The 20,269-nt window shown below is 61.4% G+C and carries 19 protein-coding genes and 1 tRNA gene; 11 read left to right on the forward strand and 9 right to left on the reverse strand.

Annotation, left to right across the window (positions count from 1 at the left end):
* Positions 1-111: 111 nt before the first annotated feature.
* From ACK3SC_RS13645 to ACK3SC_RS13655, 3 genes are all read left to right on the forward strand, one after another.
* Positions 112-603, forward strand: coding sequence for an HPP family protein (locus tag ACK3SC_RS13645; protein WP_416840736.1), 492 nt, complete (start codon positions 112-114; stop codon positions 601-603).
* 85 nt (positions 604-688) lie between these two features.
* On the forward strand, positions 689-1,501 hold the full coding sequence (locus tag ACK3SC_RS13650; RefSeq protein ID WP_416841228.1) for a hypothetical protein: 813 nt from the start codon (positions 689-691) through the stop codon (positions 1,499-1,501).
* 97 nt (positions 1,502-1,598) lie between these two features.
* Positions 1,599-3,854, forward strand: coding sequence for an NADP-dependent malic enzyme (locus ACK3SC_RS13655; RefSeq protein ID WP_416840737.1), 2,256 nt, complete (start codon positions 1,599-1,601; stop codon positions 3,852-3,854).
* A gap of 91 nt (positions 3,855-3,945) precedes the next feature.
* Here the strand turns inward: ACK3SC_RS13655 and ACK3SC_RS13660 are convergent, their stop codons facing one another.
* The 8 genes from ACK3SC_RS13660 to ACK3SC_RS13695 all read right to left on the reverse strand — a co-directional run bounded on the left by ACK3SC_RS13660 (position 3,946) and on the right by ACK3SC_RS13695 (position 10,158).
* Complete coding sequence (locus tag ACK3SC_RS13660) at positions 3,946-5,034, reverse strand: hypothetical protein (RefSeq protein ID WP_416840738.1); 1,089 nt, start codon at positions 5,032-5,034, stop codon at positions 3,946-3,948.
* A 128-nt stretch (positions 5,035-5,162) separates the two neighbouring features.
* Entirely contained in the window at positions 5,163-5,441 is a 279-nt protein-coding gene (locus tag ACK3SC_RS13665) for a hypothetical protein (RefSeq protein WP_416840739.1), read from the reverse strand.
* A gap of 348 nt (positions 5,442-5,789) precedes the next feature.
* A tRNA-Pro gene (locus ACK3SC_RS13670) sits at positions 5,790-5,860 on the reverse strand.
* A gap of 149 nt (positions 5,861-6,009) precedes the next feature.
* Positions 6,010-6,756, reverse strand: a complete 747-nt coding sequence (locus ACK3SC_RS13675; protein ID WP_416840740.1) for a hypothetical protein — start codon at positions 6,754-6,756, stop codon at positions 6,010-6,012.
* Positions 6,757-6,877: 121 nt separating this feature from the next.
* Positions 6,878-7,747, reverse strand: coding sequence for an RNA-guided pseudouridylation complex pseudouridine synthase subunit Cbf5 (locus ACK3SC_RS13680; RefSeq protein ID WP_416840741.1), 870 nt, complete (start codon positions 7,745-7,747; stop codon positions 6,878-6,880).
* Positions 7,748-7,749: 2 nt separating this feature from the next.
* On the reverse strand, positions 7,750-8,328 hold the full coding sequence (gene cmk / locus ACK3SC_RS13685) for a (d)CMP kinase (protein WP_416840742.1): 579 nt from the start codon (positions 8,326-8,328) through the stop codon (positions 7,750-7,752).
* Positions 8,329-8,426: 98 nt separating this feature from the next.
* Positions 8,427-9,356: a DUF106 domain-containing protein gene (locus tag ACK3SC_RS13690; RefSeq protein ID WP_416840743.1), complete on the reverse strand. Its 930-nt coding sequence runs from the start codon at positions 9,354-9,356 to the stop codon at positions 8,427-8,429.
* Positions 9,357-9,534: 178 nt separating this feature from the next.
* Positions 9,535-10,158 (reverse strand): adenylate kinase, encoded by a 624-nt coding sequence (locus ACK3SC_RS13695; RefSeq protein WP_416841229.1) that lies wholly within the window; start codon positions 10,156-10,158, stop codon positions 9,535-9,537.
* A gap of 292 nt (positions 10,159-10,450) precedes the next feature.
* Between ACK3SC_RS13695 and ACK3SC_RS13700 the strand changes: the two genes are divergently transcribed.
* The 7 genes from ACK3SC_RS13700 to ACK3SC_RS13730 all read left to right on the forward strand — a co-directional run bounded on the left by ACK3SC_RS13700 (position 10,451) and on the right by ACK3SC_RS13730 (position 17,710).
* The gene (locus ACK3SC_RS13700) at positions 10,451-11,437 is read left to right on the forward strand and encodes a YeiH family protein (protein WP_416840744.1); all 987 of its coding nucleotides are present in this window, start codon (positions 10,451-10,453) and stop codon (positions 11,435-11,437) included.
* A gap of 51 nt (positions 11,438-11,488) precedes the next feature.
* Positions 11,489-11,884, forward strand: coding sequence for a hypothetical protein (locus tag ACK3SC_RS13705; RefSeq protein WP_416840745.1), 396 nt, complete (start codon positions 11,489-11,491; stop codon positions 11,882-11,884).
* A gap of 210 nt (positions 11,885-12,094) precedes the next feature.
* A complete protein-coding gene (locus ACK3SC_RS13710) occupies positions 12,095-12,592 on the forward strand; it encodes a universal stress protein (RefSeq protein ID WP_416840746.1) in 498 nt (165 codons plus the stop codon).
* Positions 12,589-14,808, forward strand: coding sequence for an amino acid permease (locus ACK3SC_RS13715; protein ID WP_416840747.1), 2,220 nt, complete (start codon positions 12,589-12,591; stop codon positions 14,806-14,808). The genes ACK3SC_RS13710 and ACK3SC_RS13715 overlap by 4 nt, the downstream gene beginning before the upstream one ends.
* Before the next feature lie 105 nt (positions 14,809-14,913).
* Positions 14,914-15,864 (forward strand): alpha/beta fold hydrolase, encoded by a 951-nt coding sequence (locus tag ACK3SC_RS13720; protein ID WP_416840748.1) that lies wholly within the window; start codon positions 14,914-14,916, stop codon positions 15,862-15,864.
* A 306-nt stretch (positions 15,865-16,170) separates the two neighbouring features.
* On the forward strand, positions 16,171-17,190 hold the full coding sequence (locus ACK3SC_RS13725; protein WP_416840749.1) for a HypE family hydrogenase expression/formation protein: 1,020 nt from the start codon (positions 16,171-16,173) through the stop codon (positions 17,188-17,190).
* Positions 17,191-17,299: 109 nt separating this feature from the next.
* Positions 17,300-17,710, forward strand: coding sequence for a DUF5518 domain-containing protein (locus ACK3SC_RS13730; protein WP_416840750.1), 411 nt, complete (start codon positions 17,300-17,302; stop codon positions 17,708-17,710).
* Between the two features lie 140 nt (positions 17,711-17,850).
* On the opposite strand, the gene ACK3SC_RS13735 is transcribed toward ACK3SC_RS13730, so the two are convergent.
* Complete coding sequence (locus ACK3SC_RS13735; protein ID WP_416840751.1) at positions 17,851-18,840, reverse strand: alpha/beta hydrolase; 990 nt, start codon at positions 18,838-18,840, stop codon at positions 17,851-17,853.
* A gap of 102 nt (positions 18,841-18,942) precedes the next feature.
* Here ACK3SC_RS13735 and kynU point away from each other — a divergent pair, with 102 nt between their 5' ends.
* A complete protein-coding gene (gene kynU, locus ACK3SC_RS13740) occupies positions 18,943-20,235 on the forward strand; it encodes a kynureninase (RefSeq protein WP_416840752.1) in 1,293 nt (430 codons plus the stop codon).
* Positions 20,236-20,269: the final 34 nt, after the last annotated feature.

Consider the following 20,269-nt stretch of genomic DNA (forward strand, 5'->3'; position numbering starts at 1 on the left):
TAGACCGTCCTGAGTTCCTGTCAGAAGGAACAGTCCGCTTCGCTGTCGCGTGTCGGTCCCGGCACGAAGAGTCAGACACCGTTTTCAGTGTGCACCTGTGGACGTGTGGGTATGGGACGACGAGGTGCCGAGACTGCGCTCGTTGCGGGCATCCTGTTCGCGCTCCTTGGACTCGTCGCGTGGGGGACGGGGAGAGCGTTCGTCTTCCCGAGTCTCGGCCCCTCTGCGTTCGCCCTCGCGTTCGCACGCCCCGGAGACAGACCCAGTGGTCGTCGCGTCGTGGGAGGACACGTCGTCGGCGCGGTCGCTGGCTTTCTCGCGTACACCATCCTCGCAGGCGACGTGGTGCTCACGGCGACGCCGCCTGCGTTTTCAGTCGGTGGGCTCCGACTCGTCGCCAGTGGGCTCGTCTCGCTCGTCGTGACGAGTTGGGGGATGGTCGTCACCGACACCGTCCACGCCCCCGCGTGTGCGACGACGCTCATCGTCTCGCTCGGGTTGCTCTCGTCTCCCGTCGAGGTGGGCATCGTCGTCGTGAGTGTCGTCTTGCTCGCCGTCGCGTCAGAAGCCGTGACTCGACAACAGGTCTCTCTCGAACACTGACGGAAAGCGCTGAATTCAGCGGGTAGACCGTGCGAGGCTGTCGCTCAGCGAGATTAAGCCATCGTACGACGTTGTAGCTGTGATTATGCGAAACCAGATACTCACCGTTTTCGTCGCCTTCCTCCTCGTCCTCGCGGGGTGTACCGGCGCGCCAACAGAGAGCCCGACAGCAACACCAGGCGGCGGGTCGTCCGGAGGGTCTGGTGGGTCCGGCGGTGGTTCAGATGGTGGAGACAGCACGGGTGAGTTCACCGTCAGTGATTCCGAGGCCGCCCTCGTCGATGCAGGGAGTTTCACGAGCACGTGGTCGTTCCGTCTCGTCGACTCCGAAGGTCAAGAATCGACGCTCACCAACGCCTACTACGTGGACCTCGATGCGAACCGAACGAGCGAGACGTTCACCGTCGCTGGCGATGGTGAGGGCGCGAGTTACGAGCGGTTCATCGCCGATGGGATGAGTTACACTCGGTTCGGTGACGGCAGCGACGTCATCTATCAGGTCGTCCCCGCAGATGGCAACCAGCTCGACTACGCGCTGGCCCGCGGCGCAGCCTTCGCCTACGACGACGTCGAAGAAGCCACGTTCGTCGGCACCGAGACGTTCGACGGCGTCACCGTGCAGCGATACGAGTACACCGACCCGATGCTCTGGAGACAGTACGGTGCAGGGACGTTTGGCTCTGACCAGAACGTGACCATCACCGACTTCACGCTCGTGGTTCTCGTGGACGAAGACGGTATCGCCCGCTCGTCCGGGTGGGAACTCGTCGGTGAGACCGAGACCGGTGAACGCGTCACTGCCGAGTGGCGCTTCGAACTGACAGCCCTCGGTTCGACCGACGTTCCGGACCCCGAGTGGCTCGACGAGGCTCGTGAAGAAGGGACAGTAACCTACTAACTTCCACTGTAACCCACTAACTACCACTGTAACCTACTAACACGACCACTCTGGCAGAACGAAGAGGCTACCTACTTCAATCACAGGATGGGGTATAATGACGCTCGATGACGACGCGCGGGAATACCACCGCCGTGACCCACCCGGAAAAGTCGAGATTGCGACGACGAAACCGACGAACACACAGCGAGACCTGAGCCTCGCGTACTCGCCGGGTGTGGCCGCACCCTGCCGCGATATTGCGACTGAAGAAACACTCGCGTACGAGTACACCGCGAAAGGGAACCTCGTCGGTGTCGTCTCGAACGGGACTGCTGTCCTCGGTCTCGGGGATATCGGTGCGCAAGCGTCGAAACCCGTCATGGAGGGGAAGGGTGTGCTGTTCAAGCGCTTCGCCGACATCGACGTGTTCGACGTCGAACTCGATATCGACGACACCGACGCGTTCGTCGAGGCAGTCGCCGCGATGGAACCGACGTTCGGGGGCATCAATCTGGAGGACATCAAGGCCCCGGAGTGTTTCGAAATCGAACAGCGACTCGCGGAGCGAATGGATATCCCTGTCTTCCACGACGACCAGCACGGGACGGCCATCATCTCCGGTGCGGCCCTCCTCAACGCCGCCGAAATCGCCGACAAGGAGCTTTCTGACCTCCACGTTACCTTCGGGGGTGCGGGTGCGGCGGCGACGGCAACCGCCCGGTTCTACGTCTCACTCGGCATCCCCCGCGAGAACATCACGATGTGTGATATCGACGGCATCCTCTCCGAGTCGCGGGCCGACGCGGGCGAACTCAACGAGTACACAGAACCGTTCGCCCGAGGCGTCGACGACGGGACGTTGGCCGATGCGATGGAAGATGCGGACGTATTTGTCGGCCTGTCTGTCGGCGGTATCGTCTCCCAAGAGATGGTTCGGTCGATGGCTGACGACCCTATCATCTTCGCGATGGCGAATCCGGACCCCGAAATCACCTACGAGGATGCCAAAGACGCCCGCGACGACACGGTCATTATGGCCACGGGCCGGTCCGACTACCCCAATCAGGTGAACAACGTCCTCGGATTCCCATTCATCTTCCGCGGTGCCCTGGACGTGCGCGCGACCGAAATCAACGAGGCGATGAAACGTGCCGCTGCAGAAGCGCTCGCCGAACTCGCCCGACAGGACGTACCCGACGCCGTCGTCAAAGCCTACGGTGACGAACCACTCCAGTTCGGTCCCGACTATCTCATCCCGAAACCGCTCGACCAGCGCGTCCTCTCTGAGGTGACACCCGCCGTTGCGAAGGCGGCGATGGAAAGCGGGTCGGCACGGGTCGAACGCGACCTCGACGCCTATCGCGAAGAACTCCACGCACGTCTCGGCAAGTCCCGAGAGATGATGCAGGTGGTCCTCAACAAGGCGAAGTCCGACCCCAAGCGGGTCGCACTCGCCGAAGGCTCCAACGAGAAGATGATTCGGGCGGCCTACCAGATGCAAGAAGAGGGAATCGCCCATCCCATCCTCATCGGCGAGACGACGGCCATCCTCCGGACGGCAGAAGAACTCGGCCTCGACTTCGACCCGACGATCGCCAACCCACACGGCGGCACGTGGGACCACTACGTCGACTCTCTCTACGAACACCGTCAGCGGAATGGACTCACTCGCAGCGAAGCAGCAGAACTCGTTCGGAACGACTCGGATTACTTCGCCAGCGTCATGGTCCAGATGAACGACGCGGATGCGATGCTCACCGGCCTCACCCACCACTATCCGTCTGCATTGCGCCCGCCGCTGCAGGTTATCGGCACCGCAGAAGATGCCAACTACGCGGCCGGTGTCTACATGCTCGCGTTCAAAAATCGCGTCGTCTTCTGTGCCGACGCGACGGTCAACCTCGACCCGGACGCCGAGGTGCTCGCCGAAGTCACGAAACACACCGCAGAACTCGCCCGTCGGTTCAACGTCGAACCACGCGCCGCACTCCTCTCGTATTCGGACTTCGGCAGCGTGGACAACGAAGGCGTTCGCAAACCACGAGATGCAGTCACACTCCTCCACGACGACCCGGACGTCGACTTCCCAGTGGATGGCGAGATGCAAGCAGACACTGCCGTGGTCGAAGAGATGCTCACCGACACCTACGACTTCGCGGCACTCGACAAACCGGCAAACGTCCTCGTGTTCCCGAATCTCGAAGCGGGGAACATCGCCTACAAACTCCTCCAGCGTCTCGGCGGTGCAGAAGCAATCGGCCCGATGCTCGTCGGCATGGACAAACCGGTTCACGTCCTCCAGCGCGGCGACGAAGTGAAGGATATCGTCAACTTAGCGGCGACGGCTGTCGTGGACGCGCAGCAGGAGTAACAGTCGAACGAGAGTAAGACCGGTTTCGAGTCGATCGGGGGACGATGCAAGGGTTTGGAAGACGAGCGATTCCGAGCCGGGAGGCGGCCGACTATGTACGTTGGCGTGGAAGGTCGTCGAAGAAAGCCGTGACCATCTCGAGTTCGGTCGGGACGAGGTCACACTCTTCGAACTCGTCTTTCGCATCGCCTTCGGCGTACATCTGTTTTTCAGGGAGTCCGTTCATCCCCGCCATCGCGGCATCTTGGAGGACGCGACATCCGTTGGCGAGTGCGTCGGTCATACATCCAAATTCTGAAAGCGGTTCCTTGACTGCCGCAATCTTTGTCGTTTCGGCGAGAGAGCCGTGTAGGTCTTCAAACTCTCGAGAGAGTCTATAGAAGCTACTCGCCGCGCCGTCGTAGTTCTCTTCTAAATATTCGCTAAAGCTCTGGTCCAGTTCGAGTACGTGACTGCTCAGGCTGGCGACTAAATCTGCAAATCGTTCGAAGACGGAGAGTTCGGTTTCGATTTGAGCGACCGTTTTCGTATACGCGGCCGGCTTGAGCGCGGTAATTGCGCCGAGACTGCTTGCTTTGGATTCTTCTTTCATCGAAGAAACAGCCTTCTTTGCGTCCTCGACTGCCGAAACGATTTCGTCTGCTCGTGAGCTGACTTGGTCGTACTCACCGAGATAGAACCTCGAGACGGCGTTCTTCGATCGGCGATTCGCTTCGCCGAGTTGCTCGAACGATTTTCCCGCCCACCAGAGGAACCAGTACACATCTCGAAGGCGCGACTGGCGCTCTCGTTGGTCTTCGCTGGCAGTTTCGATATCGTAGAACAGCTCCCGTGCAGCGTAGAGATGTTCGGCGTTTTGGTTGAACGAGAACCGAGACGTCGAGTTCAGGTCAAGAAATCCCTTATTTTTGCCCGCAGCAGCGGCATATCGTTCAACGGTCCTGTCGAGGTGCACCGTGATTTGGTTCAGGGTTTGCTCGACTTCGTCTGGTGTCTCTGGGGTTTCTGTTTCGGTTGTCGTCTCCGGCGTCGTCGTCTCCGGCGTCGTCCTGGTCGGTGTCGCTGTTGTCGTCGTTGTTGGGGCAGTCGTCGTGGTCGGTGTCCCAGCAGGGGGGTCTGACGCGATACACCCACCGAGGGATATCGCCCCTGCTGTGAATAGGAAGGCACGTCGATTCATACTCAATAAAGACAGTCAGTTGAGATATAATTATTGGACAAATGACATCTTGGCGTGTGGTAACTGTCGTCTCAGGTGCGATTGGTGTCGATGACGCAGACGGAGTCTCTCGGGAGTTCGCGGACGAATTAATTGGTCACGAAGTCAGAGAGTCGGTGGAACGACTCGCGAATCTGGTCTCTGCTGACTTGCGTCGTCTCCCCGGTGTCGGAGTGTCGAACCTCGACGTGGTCGAAATGGGCGTCGTATCTGTCGAACAGAAGTGCTGCGGTCATCGTGAATCTCGTCTCGTCGAAGTCGTCTTGCTCGATGACGAGGGTGTCGTCCGTTTCGTGTACGTCGTGAACTTCGATTTCGTAGGTCTCAGCGATTCGTTCGACAGCCTGTGCGATTCCGTGGGGTTCCATGGCGCGCCATCAAAGTAGCGTGTAATAAAATTTCCTTTCGGAGACGACAGAATGGGTTGGAGTATGGGAGTATAGGAATTCGACTACTTACGCTCGTTGACTGTCTCTCCAATTACCAAGAGCGTACAATTTACTCGACACAGCCGGATTCTAGCGGACTCACGGCTCGGGATGGTTCACTGTTTTTGGACCGCGAACCGAGCGGAACGAGGCTTCGCGGGAAGTTTTTGGTCCACCGTGAGACGCAGCGCGTCTCACGAGCCTCCGTTCGCGTTCGCTCACGGAGACTGATTTTTGCGAGGAGACTGTCGCTCGAAGAGCGACAGTCGAAGAAGTAAAAAGGTGGAGTGGGACCGCTGAGAGTCGAACTCAGGTCCTACCGACCCCATCGGCAGAGGATACCACTACCCCACGGTCCCAGGGTGCATTCAAAGCGATGCGTGTCTCGCGGTTAAGCCCTTCGTTTCGTTGTCGGACTGCGGCGGTCTGTCGTGCGATGAGGTCGCAGTCTCGACCACGCAGTGGGTGTTCGAGTCGGACTCTCGAACAACAAGATTGTCGCGACGTTTCACGAATACTCTCCTCCGTGAGGTGTGGTCTCGCGGCCACGCAGAGAGAGCCACCAGAGCCCGCCGACGACTACCAGCACCCACCCGACGATGTAACCGTTGTCGTGGAGTGAAACCCGAAAGCCAGTGTGTGGCTCTATTTCGTCGACGTAGATCTGGTAGAACTGGTCGCCGTCGCGAATGACTGTCCAGCCAATCGGGTCGTGAGTTTCAAGCGACCCATCTCGAAGCAGGTCCTGCGTGCGGGAATCTGCCTGCTCGAGAGGGAGTGCCAGTGCCCCGTAGTAGGTTTCCAGCGAAACCCGTTCAGCCGAAATCCGTACAGTGTCGTCACTCCGGGTGGTCGTCACCCGGTATGGGTGGTACACCTCTGTGCCGTCTGCGTTCTCGTCGCCTTCGACTGCATAGTACTGGTACTCGGTGAGATACGAAAGCCGCCCCTCGTCGTCGGCTGGGATGGTGTACGAGCCGTTTCGTGCATTCCGGATGACCGACTGTCGAACCTCGTCTTGGAGAGAGATAGTTCCCGCTGCTGGACCACGGTTGTCTTCGGAGCTAGAGAGCGAACGTGTGCGCCGGGTGTTGTACGCGACGATTGCCGGTGTCGAACCGTCGGACTGTGATATCTCGTAGACACCGTAGTTTATCGTCGTATCGGGTGTCGTCGCGTCGAGGGCGTACGAGCCACCGAGTATCACGCCGCCCAGTGCGACGAGGAGGAGTGCGGTCTTGGCAGCGGAGGGCATCTGATACGGAGACAACTAGTCTGGAAGTGCTTGTCGTTACTGGTGTCTGGTCAGAGACACGACTGCGTCCTTCGTGAGTTGAAATCTGTGGCCTCGACAGCGCCGAAATAAGAGGGAGTTCTCAGACCAACACACGCTCTAACGAGACGACGACGCCAGATTCAGCGTCCGCGTCGCCGACGAGTTCGCCGAGACAGACGGCCGACCCGTTTTCGGTGTAGCAGGCGACGAGGTCACCACGAGACGCGTCGGCATCCACGTCGAACACGCCGGGGGCGTAGACCGGTGCGCCGTTGGCGACTTCGCGGGCGGCGGTGTTGGCAATCGTGACCGACGGCAGGTGTGTCAGTGCGCGTTCGGCCGGGAAGACGAGGTCACGAAGCCACGACTCGTCACCTTCCTCGGCGAAGACGAGGGCGTCTTGCAGGTCGTGGAGGTCCACGAGGTCCGAATCGTCGAAGGGGTCAGTCGCAGTTCGGCGCAGGTGACCCATGTGGCCGCCGGTGCCGAGTGCGAGGCCGAGGTCGTGACAGAGTTTCCGGATGTACGTCCCCGACTCACAGCGAATGCGAAGGAGGGCCTGACGGTCTTTCACTTCGAGCAGGTCGAGGTCGTAAATCTCGCGGACACGGAGGCGACGCGAGACGGCCGACTTGCGCGGCGGTTTCTGGTAGAGTTTGGTCTCGAACTCGGCGACGGTCGAGTCGATGTCCGCGGGTGCGGGCCCGTGGAGTTCGAGCACCGAGACGTACTCTTTGGAGCCTTCGAGGAACACCTGCGCCATGCGAGTCGCGTCACCGAGGAGAATCGGCAGACAGCCAGTGACCTTCGGGTCGAGCGTTCCCGAGTGCGCAGCACGGTCGACACCGGCCATATCGCGGACCCACCCAGTCACCTGGTGGGCCGACGGCCCCGGTGGTTTGTCGAGGTTGACGACGCCGAACGAGAGGAGTTCGTCGACGCTTCGGTCTTCGGGTGGGGTGCGGAGCATGGTTAGAAGTCGTAGCGGACGCCTTCGACAGGGTATTTGCCTTCGTCTGCGTCCGCGTCGTAGGCTTCGACTGCAGCGGTACAGATGGCGGTCACTTCTTCGGGACCCCAGCGGGCCGTGTTGAGCGCGATATCGTAGATAGAGAGGTCGGTGATATCGATGTCGTAGTACTCGTTGTACCGGAGTGCTTCGCTCTCTTCGCGAGTGACGGTCTCTTCGCGCGCGAGTTCTGCGGACTTGTCTTCGCGGTCCGCGATTCGGGCCGCACGAACGTGGACGGGGGCGTCGAGCCAGAGTCGAAGGTCTGCTTCGTCACCTGCAAGCCACCCTGCGAGTCGTGATTCGAGGAGAACACCGTCGCGTTCGAGTGCGATGGTGCGGAGTCGGCGGTCGAGGTCGCGGTCGATTTGGTCGTCTTCTTCGGCGAGTTTGTTGAATTCGACGGCGGACATGTCGCGTTCGGCAGCGAGTTCGCGGAAGATGTCGCCTCCGCTGATGTGCTCGAGGTCGAACGCCGCGGCGAGTGCGGCGGCCGTCGTGCTCTTTCCGCTGCCCGGTGGCCCGGAAACAGTCAGTAACATATCCATGCTCCGTGGGGTTCACTAAAAGAGGTTATCGTTGGCGTCGGCCCCTGTGGGGGCTTCTCACGCCGGTCGAGAGAAGAAACGGGGTCGGAGAGTTACGACGTCGAGGGCGTCATGTCGATGTTGAGCCCTTTGCGGATAATCTGGGTGAAGCCCATCGAGCAGAGGAAGTACCAGACAATCCACGCCTGCATCGGGCCGATGACGCCATCTTTCCACGCGACTTCCCCGATCATCGGGAGCACGAGCGGTTCGAGCGTGACGTGCGGTTGGGCGTTCGCGCCGCCGACGCCGATGGCCCAGTACATCCAGAGGAACACCGGGATGGTGAGGAACATAATCCAGACCATCGGGCGGAACTGTTCTTTGAACATGCCCATCTGGTCGCCCATCGCTTCCATCTGTTCTTCCTGAATCTTTTCGAGTTCGGCGTCGTCGTCGTTCGCACGGGCTTCCTTCTGCCGCTTCTGGATGTCCTTCATCCGCTCTTGGTAGACGGACATCTTCTCCATGTCCATGAGGTTCGCCTGCAGGAGCGTGGAGTAGAGACCCGTGGCGAGTGCGAGAACCATCACGACGGCGTAGAACGGGAGCAACTCGGCCAGCGGACCGAGTGCGACGTCCATGACTCCGCCGATGACGTTGCGAACTTCGGCGACCGAGTAGCCGAGGAACAGGCCGACAGTGATGACTGCCGCGGCTTTGTCGTACTTCGACCACGAGGAGTCTCCAGTATCAGTAGACGAGGAAGACGAGGTCGACGATTTGGACGACTCAGACGACGAGTCGTCGGCTTCGAGGCCGGCGCGGGTCGCCGTCGCGTCTGCGAGACGGAAGCCTTCGTCGCCATCGACGAGAATTCCTTTCTCGATGAGACGACCCCACTGGCCGCTCGTGAGCTCGTCGCGGACGTCGGCCCACTCGACTTCGCCGTCGTCCGCCCGTTCGAGGACGGTTTCGACGGCAGCGCGCATGTCGGAGTCCGAACCGACGAGGTCACGCACTTTAGATTCGATTCGTGCCATTACCGACTCCTTAGCAACCGGCTGTTATCAAGCTTTTACTCTGCGGACGAGGGGACGCGCAACTGGTGACGTGGTGTCTCACCCGTTAAAAAGCGCCAGAATACCCGAAGCAGTGTTTCGATTACGCGTCGCCGACGGCGTCACCAGAACGCTTCGGGTTCTGGGTGCTCGCCGAATCTTATTGGTCGAGGACGACGACGATGTCGTCGAACACGTCGTCCGGTGTCTGTTCGCCATCGATTTCGACGAGGACGCCTTCGTCGCGGTAGTGCTCGATGACGGGTGCGGTGTTCTCTTCGAAGACGGAGAGACGCTCACGGACGGTCTCTTCTGTGTCGTCGTCGCGCTGAATGAGTTCGCCGCCACACTCGTCACAGACGCCTTCTTCTTCGGGTTGGTTGAACTTGACGTGGAAGTTCGTCCCACACTCGGAACAGACACGCCGGCCGGTGAGTCGCTCGACGAGTTCGCTTTCTGCGACCTTCAGGTAGAGGACAGCGTCGAGGTCCGTAATCTCGGTGAGATACTCCGCCTGCGAGAGGTTTCGCGGATAGCCGTCGAGGACGTAGCCGTCCGCATCTTCGAGTGCGGCACGGACGATTTCGTTGACGACTGCATCGGGGACGAGCTCTCCTTTCTCCATGAACGACCGAGGCGTCCCGTACTCGGTTTCCATATCCTTGTTCGCGCGGAGCGCGTCACCGGTCGTGACGTGCTCGATGTCGTACTGCTCGGCGAGTCGCTTCGACTGCGTGCCCTTGCCCGCGCCAGGAGCGCCGAGCAGGAGGATGCGCTTGCCCATATCGACTACCATCCAGCGAGAGCATATAGTGTTGAAGATACCAACCCAGATATGCACCGACCCGAGTCCGTGCAACTGGCGATATTTGCCAGTTCTCTCCCGACAATTGTGTGTGGATGCAAAACATTGCCACAATTGTGGGAGTATGTTGCTGGTTTCTGTGACAGAGAACGATACGTTCAACGGGGTGTCGTTCGTCTTCCCAACTGATGCGTGACTCGCCTCTCGAGCGTGACTCATCTCTCGATGTAGATGGCCTCTCCGACAGGTTCCGCGACGAACCGTGAGTGTAATGAGTGTCTCTCGCGTTCGTCGCCTCCTTCCGGGCCTCGGACTTCTCGCCCTCCTCGCTGGTGTGGCAACACTCGTCGCAGGGGCTGTCTCTGGGCTCAACGCCCTCTTGCTGGGTGTCTTCTTCGGAGCACTCGTCGCGAACACGGTCGGTGTTCCTTCGTGGGCGAAACAGGGAGTGCGAACACACATGGTACTGCTCGAGGCGGGTATCGTCCTCCTCGGCGCTCGTATAGCTTTCGACGAAGTCGTCGCGTCTGGCCCGGTCGTTCTCGCGTTCGTCGTCACGACTGTCGTCGCGAGTATCGCTCTCGTCGAAGTCGTCGCCGCGCGCGGATTCGGACTCACGGCCAAGACCGGTTCACTCCTCGCAGCAGGCGCGAGTATCTGTGGCGTCTCGGCGGCGACTGCCATCGCGGGCATCATCGACGCTGACGGGGAAACACTCACCCACGTCGTCGCAACGGTGCTGTTGTTCGACGCGATTACGCTCGCTGTGTTTCCTGTGGCGGGAGAGATACTCCCGCTCACTGGCCAGCAGTTCGGCGTCTGGGCAGGCGTGAGTATGTTCAGCACCGGGCCAGTCACTGCGGCCGGATTCGCTCACTCCGACGTTGCCGGGCAGTGGGCGACGGTGACGAAACTTGCCCGGAATTCGATGCTCGGTGCCGTCGCGCTGTGGTACGCCGTTCGATACGCCAGTGCCGAATCGACGGGCGTCAAAGCGGTCGTAGAGGGTATTCCTCCGTTTCTCGTCGGATTCGCCGTCGTCGCTGTCCTCGCAAACGTTGGGCTGTTCTCACCCGGTGTGTTGGCGACCATCGACACCGCCAGCGACGCGTTGTTCGCGCTCGCGTTCGTCGGCCTCGGTCTCGGCATCCGTCTCGAGACCATGCGAAAGACCGGGATGGCCCCTGTCTTCGTCTTCGCAGTGCAGTTACTCACCATCAGCACGGTGAGTCTCGGAGCAGTGCTCCTGTTTATCTGACCGCCGCGACGACGCGGGCGGTTTTTGTACCGAGCGACAGTAGCCACGACTATGACCCGATTCGAGGCTGACTCACCCCGAGAACGCCGGAAACTCTTCGCCGACGCCGTCGTAGCACATCGCAACCGAGGAAGTGCGTTCCTCACGCTCGAAGCGGCCCATGACCCCGACATCGACGGTGAAGACCCCGGCCCGTGGATTCAGTTTGGCGACCGGACGTTCAATATGGACGTGACCGACGAGGAACTCGACCGGCTGAAAGACCTGCTTTCGGAGTTCCCCGAGTTCCGTATCGACCAACTGGAGAGTCCGGACGAAGCAGAAGGAACGAACGTGAGAATCTCTGCGCGCTCTGACGCGAACCGTCTCGCGGGGTTCGCAGACCGTGCATTTCAGGCAGTGTACGGTCGTGCAGACGACTACCGAGCGTGGGTTACTGCCATCTGAATCTCTAAAGTTAACGAACGTCTCATTATTCCGGCGAATTTCGCCGACTCGGGGACGGGATTTGCGAACTTCTATACCAATTCGCGCCCAAGCCGGCGATATGAACTCCCGACGGTCACATGGTGAATCGGGTGCGGCCGAGCCCGACACGATCCCGTTCCGCCGGGTTGAATCGCGCGTATCAAGCAACAAACAGACGGGGACACGACGATGACGACGGACTTCGAGCCATTGTTCTCTCGTCCGCTCGTTCCGCTTGCGAACGAAGCAGACGCCGAGGTGACGTGCAACGTCGCGTTCCCACGGATTGCGGCAACAAACGGCCGGGCGTTCGTCGTCCACGTCATCGAGAAAGCCGGTGGGGCACCGGACAAAGCAGGTGTCGAACAACGTGAGGAACTCGCAGACGACGTGTTCGACATCGCTCGCCGCGCCGCCGACACGGCCGGCATCGACGTAGCGACCGACCTGCGATTCGATACCGACGTTGGCGACGCGATTCTCGATGCTGCGGCCGAGGTAGACGCGTCAGCGATCGTCTTTACGCCCCGTGGCGGGCGCTCGTGGTGGGACCTCTTTTCGGGCGACGTTCGCGACCGATTGATTCGCAAGAGCGATCGTCCGGTGGTCGTCTTGCCCGGAGACGGTGTCGAAACCAGTGAAGAGAGCGAAAACGACCCGGACGAAACGGCAGACGGTGAGAAATGACAGACGAGGAACTCGCAAAAGACCTTGGCCCACTCGCGGCGCTGACGATTGGTATCGGGACGATGATCGGTGCAGGTATCTTCGTCCTGCCCGGTGCGGCAGTCTTACAGGCAGGCCCACTCGCCGCCGCGGCGTTCGTTCTCGGGGGCGTCATCGCACTGCTGACCGCCGCGTCCGCCAGTGAACTCGGGACGGCGATGCCGAAATCCGGTGGTGCGTATTACTACATCAATCACGCTCTCGGGCCACTGTTCGGCAGCGTCGCCGGCTGGGGGAACTGGATGGGGCTCGCGTTCGCGTCCGCGTTCTACATGACCGGGTTCGGCCAGTACGTGGTCACCTTCCTCTCTGTGCCGAGTCTCGTTATCGGACCGGTCGTTATCTCCGGCGTCAAACTGGTCGCGCTCGCTGGCGGCCTGTTGTTCGTCTTCATCAACTACGTCGGTGCGAAAGAGACGGGGAAACTCCAGAACGCAATCGTCCTCATCTTGCTCGCCATCCTCGCAGTGTTCACCGTCTTCGGCCTCCTGAACGCGGACCTCGCGAAACTCCGCCCCTTCATCCCGCCGGACAAGGGTGTGAGTCCACTGCTCCCCGTGACGGGCCTCATCTTCGTTTCCTACCTTGGATTCGTCCAGATTACGTCCGTCGCTGAGGAGATCAAAGACCCCGGAAAGAACCTCCCGCGTGCAGTCCTCGGGAGCGTCATCATCGTCACGGCAGTGTACGCGCTCGTCCTCGTGACGGTGTTAGCCGCCGTCGACAACAGCGTCGTCGCCGGCAACGAAACCGCCGTCGTCGACGTCGCGCGCATCCTCATCGGCCCTGTCGGGGCCGCCGCGATGCTCTTCGGTGGGCTTCTCGCCACGGCGTCGTCGGCAAACGCGTCCATCCTCGCGTCGTCGCGTATCAACTTCGCGATGGGGCGCGACCGTATCGTCTCCGAAAACCTCAACGAGATTCATCCCCGGTTCGGAACACCGTACCGCTCGATCGCAATCACGGGCGGGTTCATCCTCGTGTTCATCCTCCTGGCCGACGTCGGGACGCTCGCGAACGCGGGCAGTGTTCTGCACCTCATCATCTACGGCCTCCTCAACGTCTCGCTCATCGTGATGCGTATCGCAGACCCTGACGACTACCAACCGGATTACACGGTCCCACTGTACCCATTCACGCCGATTCTCGGGGCGATTACGTCGTTCGCGCTCATCGCGTTCTTCGCAGACACGATCGTCCTCCTCGCAGTCGGGTTCGTCGTGTTCGCCATGCTCTGGTACGCCGTCTACGCCCGTGGGAAGGCCACCAAGCAGGGGATTCTCGGCAAGTACGTACTCCAGCGGTCTGAGGAGATGCCTGCTGCAGCAGTCTCGGCGACGACGTCGGTCCAGCCCGACGGTGGGTTCCGGGTGATGGTTCCGCTCGCGAATCCCCAGAGCGAACGTGACCTCGTCACGCTCGGCGGGTCTGTCGCGAAAGCGAACAACGGAACCCTCGTCGGTGTCCACATCGTGCAGGTACCTGACCAGACGGCACTCGAATCCGCCCGGACAGAGTACGACTTCGCCGAGGCAGACGAGCTGCTCGAACAGGCACGTCTCGACGCCGACGAACTCGACGTTGATATCGAGACGCACACGGTGCTCTCTCACCGGTCGTTCGAGGAAGTGTTCGACGCCGCAGAGACGTACAACGCTGACCTCGTCGTGATGGGATGGGGCCCAGACAGTCACGGCGCACCCGGCCGTGCAGAGTCGGCCATCGAAGAGATGACCAACACGCTCCCGTACGACGTGTTGGTGCTGAAAGACCGCGGATTCGACCCATCGGAGGTGCTCGTCCCGACTGCCGGCGGGCCGGACTCCGACCTCTCTGCGTCCATCGCGTTGGTGCTCAAGGAGTTCTACGACGCCAACGTGACGCTCCTGCACGTCGCAGACGACGTGGACAAGGGCGAAGCGTTCCTCAGCAAGTGGGCCGAAGAGCGCGGCCTGAGTGACGCCACGCTGGCAGTCGAATCTGGCGACGTCGAAATGGCAATCGAATCGCACGCACAGGATAAGTCGCTGCTCGTCATCGGGGCGACCGAACGCGGCCTCCTGTCGCGTCTCGTCCGCGGGACGCTGGTGCTGGACGTCGTCGACGACGTCGAGTGTTCGGTGCTCCTCGCAGAACGAACCCGCAAACGGAGTCTCCGCGAGCGACTCTTCGGATAGCCCGGTTCGGCCACGTTTTCGACTCGAATCTGGCCGAATTTCGCGGACGTCTGCCGCACTACTTTCGCCGCGGCACATTTGTCTTCTGACCACGTAACGAGAGATATGTCGAGTCAATCGGGCCTCTCGTGTGAGGACGTAGAACTTCTCGTCGATGCGTCCGGTCGCCGTGTCGAGGTCGGTGACGTCACACTGCACGTCGTCGAGGCAGGACCCGAAGACGGAGAACTGGTCGTTCTCCTCCACGGGTTCCCCGAATGTTGGTACGCGTGGGCGGACTATTTCCGCCCTCTCGTCGAAGATGGCTATCGGGTCGTCGCCCCGGACCAGCGAGGATACAACCTCAGTGACCGCCCGGCAGATGTCTCGGCGTACCAGATCGACGAGCTCGCAGGCGACGTGGTCGGCCTGGTCGACGCACTGGGCTACGAGAAGGCACACATCGTCGGCCACGACTGGGGCGCAGCAGTCGCGTGGTGGACGGCACTCCATCACGAAGACCGAGTGCGGTCGCTCACGGTGATGAATCTCCCGCACCCGACAGTCTACCGTCGGCATCTCCTTCGCGACCCGGCGCAGCAACTCCGCAGTTGGTACATGCTGTTCGCCCAACTCCCGAAACTTCCAGAACTTCTCGCACCCGTCGGCGATTGGGCGGTCCTCGAGCGGATGATGCGCTCGTCGTCGCTTCCGGGGACGTTCTCGGAGACGGATATGGAGCGGTATCGGGCTGCGTGGTCGGTTCCCGGTGCGTATCGGTCGATGGTCAACTGGTATCGCGCACTCGTTCGTGACCGCCCCCGGCCGAAGCGACGTACCGTGGAGGCACCGACGCTCATCGTCTGGGGGACCAACGATAGATTCCTTCGCCCAAAGATGGCCAGGGAGAGCCTCTCGTACTGTGCCGACGGCCACATTCGCACGTTCGAGGACGCGACACACTGGGTGCAACACGAAGAACCGGTCGCCGTCGCCCGCGCCGTCATAGAACACATCGACGACGTCTGGTGGACGCCGAACAACACTCCCGACGAAGCGGGGTATCGGCCAGTCTGAGTGGTCGATGCGTCTCGAAGTCGGTACTGTTTTTTATGGATTTTGTTCCCCTATATATGGCCTTCGAGGGGACTTAGCGAACTTCTTGTAGGTCCAGAGCAGATACTGAACTGACGCGGTTTAACGCCGGTGGTGGTGGGACGTATTGCTCCCGTCGAACCGTCTCCGCGTCCTTCTTCATGAGTTGGGACGGGGGACCGTCCCACGTCCACCTCTCGAGCATGGTGCGTGTCGATAGTCCAGTGATTGCTTCGGTCTCGATGGACGGATGGGTACGTTCTTACTGGCGGCCCACTGACTCTCGATATGACCGACCTCGGAAAGGTCGACCGTGCGTTCTTCGACGAGTTCATCTACCCTCGCCTCGGCGCAGACCGAGACGACGTCGCGCTCGGTCCGACCCACGGCGTCGACTTCGGCCTCCTCGATATCGACGGGACTGCAGTCGCGCTCGCGACCGACCCGATATCTGTGCTCCCTGCACTCGGATTCGACCGAGCGGGCCGGTTCGCTCTCGATATCGTCCTCTCTGATATCGCCGTCTCCGGTCTCGACCCATCTCACATCGCGATATCGTTCACCCTCCCGCCGGAGATGACAGACGGCGAGTTCGCCGAACTCTGGAACGCGATGCACGAAGAGGCAGCAGACCTCGGCGTCAGCATCGTCACCGGCCACACCGCTCGCTACTCGGGGTGTTCCTACCCGTGGGTCGGGGGCGCAACCGCACTCGCAGTCGGCGAGCACGAAAACGTGATTCGCCCCGACGGTGCTCAGCCGGGTGACGACGTCCTCGTGACGAAAGGTCCCGCAGTCGAGACGACTGGCCTCTTGACGACACTCTTCCCCAAAGGGTTCGATGGGCTCGATGCCGACCTGCTCGCGACTGCACAGGCGCGTCTCGACGAGACAGACGCCGTCCGCGACGCGATGACCGTCTCTGCTGCCGGTGGCCGAAACGTCCACGCGATGCACGACGCCACCGAGTGTGGCGTCCACGGCGCGCTCAACGAGATTGCAGAGAGTGCAGGCGTCCAGCTCGAAATCGACGAATCGAGCATCCCGATTCGACCGGGCGTCCGTGAAGTGTGTGACTATCTCGACATCGACCCGTGGCGCTCGACCACTGCGGGGTCACTCGTCGTCGCCACCGACCCGTCTGTCACCGACGACGTGGTTGCCGCCCTCGAAGCGCGGGGTACGCCCGTCGGCATCGCAGGAACTGTCGTCGCCGGCGAGGGCGTCGTCGTCGATGGCGACCGAATCGACCACCCAGATATCGACCCGTCGTGGGCGGCGTACGAGCGCCTCGCCAAGGGTGAATAACGGCCTGACTGTCGTTGGCCGACACTCCGCTGCAACTGACAATGTTTCAGGACTGTCCGAACGCTGAGAAACCGATTTCAAGCCAGTTCAGCGCGTATACCTGTCGGTAATGGTAGAAACAAAGTGGCGTGCAGTCGCGATTGGGTTCGGAATCACGCTCATCCTCTCGCTTCTGGCTGGGTTCGTCCAGCAACTCGCACTACTCGGTGGCGTCGTCGGCGGATTACTCGGTGGGTGGGCGGCGGGATACTACGCCGGTAACGGCCGAGTGAGTGGTGTGTGGAATGGCTTTCTCGCGGGGTCGATTGGTGGACTCGTCGCCATTGCGATGCTGACGTTCGCTGGCCTCGCCGTCTCCATTGCCCAGCTCTCGCTCGGGGGGACCTTTGCGACGCTCGGCGTCGCGCTCTCACTCCTCTTGTTGGTGCTGTTCCACTCGATTCCTGCGACGGTTGGTGGCCTCATTGGGGGCATGTATCCACGCGAAGAGCCAGAAGAGACCAGTCAACCGATGGCCTAACGTCGCACAGGTCGGTTCTTTTTATCTCAGTTCAGCTCATCTCATCTCATCTCAGCTCATCTCAGCTCAGCTCATCTCATCTCAGCCACCGCGACCTCTTGTCTCATCCACCGCGACTCTCTCGACCGTCTTCACTCGAATCAAAACCCGTCTCGCACCGCATCTGCAACCCTGTCGAGCGCTGCGTCCGCCGCGTCGACATCCGCGGTCAGGCTGAGAAACCCGTGTGACATCGCGGGTTCGTGGTCGTGGACGACGCGAACACCGGCCGAATCGAGTGCCGATGCGTACGCAGCACCTTCGTCTCTGAGCGGGTCGAATCCAGCAGTGACGACGTAGGCAGGCGGGAGTCCCGCGTGAGAATCTGCCCGAAGTGGTGCGGCAAACGGATTGTAGCGGTCGACTCGTGACCGAAGGTAGGTGTCGTGGGCCCACAGCACGTCTCGGCGGGTGAGCAGTGGCCCAGTGGCGTTCTCCGAGAGTGAGCGGTGGTCGTCCGAGATGTCTGTCATCGGGTAGAGGAGAATCTGCTGGTCGATTTCTGGGCCTCCAAACTCGCGGACCCAGAGGCAGATTGCCGCTGCAAGGTTGCCTCCAGCGCTCGTGCCAGCGACTGCGAGTCGGCCGGAGTCTGCACCGATGCTGGTCGCGTTGGCTGCGACCCATTCAGTCGCCCACACGCAGTCTTCGAGGCCCGCCGGAAACGGATGTTCGGGCGCGAGTCGGTAGTCCACGGAGACGACGACGTGACCGGTTCGTCTGGCGAGGCGGCGACAGACACCGTCGATGGAGTCCAACGTCCCCATCGCCCAGAGGCCGCCGTGGAAGAAGACGAGGACAGGCGGTGATTGCTCCGGGTCAGGGTGGTAGATCCGAAGCGGAACCTCACCCGCTGGACCGGGGATTTCGATGTTCGTAATGCGCTCGATCTCGGGGGCATCCACCGATGCGAACACCTCGTCTTCGATGCGGCGGGCGCTCTCGATTCCCAGTGCGGACCACTCGGGAATGCCAAGTTGGGCGACTTCGTCGACGACGGCCTGTGCCTGTTCATTCAGCGTGGCTGTGGCGTCGGCGTCGGTACGGACGGTGGCGTCGGCGTCTGTCGGTGCGTCGTCGAAGAGACCCATGCTCCCTCTCGCGTGGGCGACGGTGAAAAACACCACGCCGTCCGGAAACACCACGCCGTCCGGGTCACAAAACTACTTGCGTCGGCCGGCCAACTCGCGTCTATGAACGACGAGGGCGACCACGGAGGCGACCACCTCACACTCGAAACCGCCCGCGAGATGGATGCGGCCGACCCGCTTTCTGCCCTCCGCGAGCGGTTCTACGTCCCCGACAGCGAGTTGTACATGGACGGCAACTCACTCGGTCCGCTCTCGGTAGACGCCGAGGCGGCGCTCGAACACGTCGTCGACGAGTGGCGCGAACTCGCCATCCACGGGTGGACCGACGCCGACCCCGACTGGTTTTCCTACGGTGAACGCCTCGGGAAACGACTCGCACCGTTGGTCGGCGCGGAACCCGCGGAAGTCGTCGTCGCCAACTCCACGACGGTCAACATCCACACGCTCGTCGGGACGTTCTACGACCCTGAACGCGGGGAGAAAATCGTCGTGGACGCCCTCGACTTTCCGACCGACCACTACGCGGTTCGCGCCCAACTCCGCCAGTTCGGACGCGACCCGGACGACGCCCTCCGCGTGGTCGAAAGTCGTGATGGGCGGACAATCGAGACAGACGACGTTCTCTCGGCCATCGACGACGACGTAGGGATGGTGTTTCTCCCGTCGGTCCTCTACCGAAGCGGCCAGTTGTTCGACATCGGGACCATCACTGACGCGGCCCACGACGTGGGCGCACTCGCCGGATTCGACCTCGCGCACACAGTGGGCGTCGTCCCACACGACTTGTCGTCGGCCGGTGTCGACTTTGCCGTCTGGTGCCACTACAAATATCTCAACGCCGGTCCCGGCGCAATCGCCGGCCTCTACGTCAACGAACGACACTTCGGCGCGACGCCGTCTCTCGCGGGGTGGTGGGGCAACGACAAGGAGACGCAGTTCGACATGGCGATGACGTACGACCCCGCACACTCAGCAGGTGCGTTCCAAATCGGGACGATTCCGATTCTCGCCGCGGCACCTCTCGACGGAACACTCGACATCGTGGAGGATGCCGGGGGAGTCGCTGCACTCCGCGAGAAATCGCTCGCACTCACCGACTACCTCATCGCGCTCGTCGACGACCGACTCCCGGAGTGTACGGTCGGGACACCCCGCGACGCCTCGTCTCGTGGCGGTCACGTCGCCGTCGAACATCCCGAAGCGTACCGACTCAGTCTCGCGCTCAAACAGCGAGGTGTCGTCGTGGATTTCCGCCCGCCGAACGTCGTCCGTCTCGCACCGGCACCCACCTACGTCGGATTCGAAGACGTGTACCGGGCGGTCGAACAGTTGCGAGAGATTCTGGACGGCAGGGAGTACGAGCAGTTCGACCGACGAAGTGGCGGCGTGACATGAACCGTTAGAAATCGGAGATAGACCGTCATGGCGG

It is taken from the genome of Haloferax sp. DFSO52, from assembly GCF_048158745.1.
In the GTDB taxonomy this organism is placed as follows: domain Archaea; phylum Halobacteriota; class Halobacteria; order Halobacteriales; family Haloferacaceae; genus Haloferax.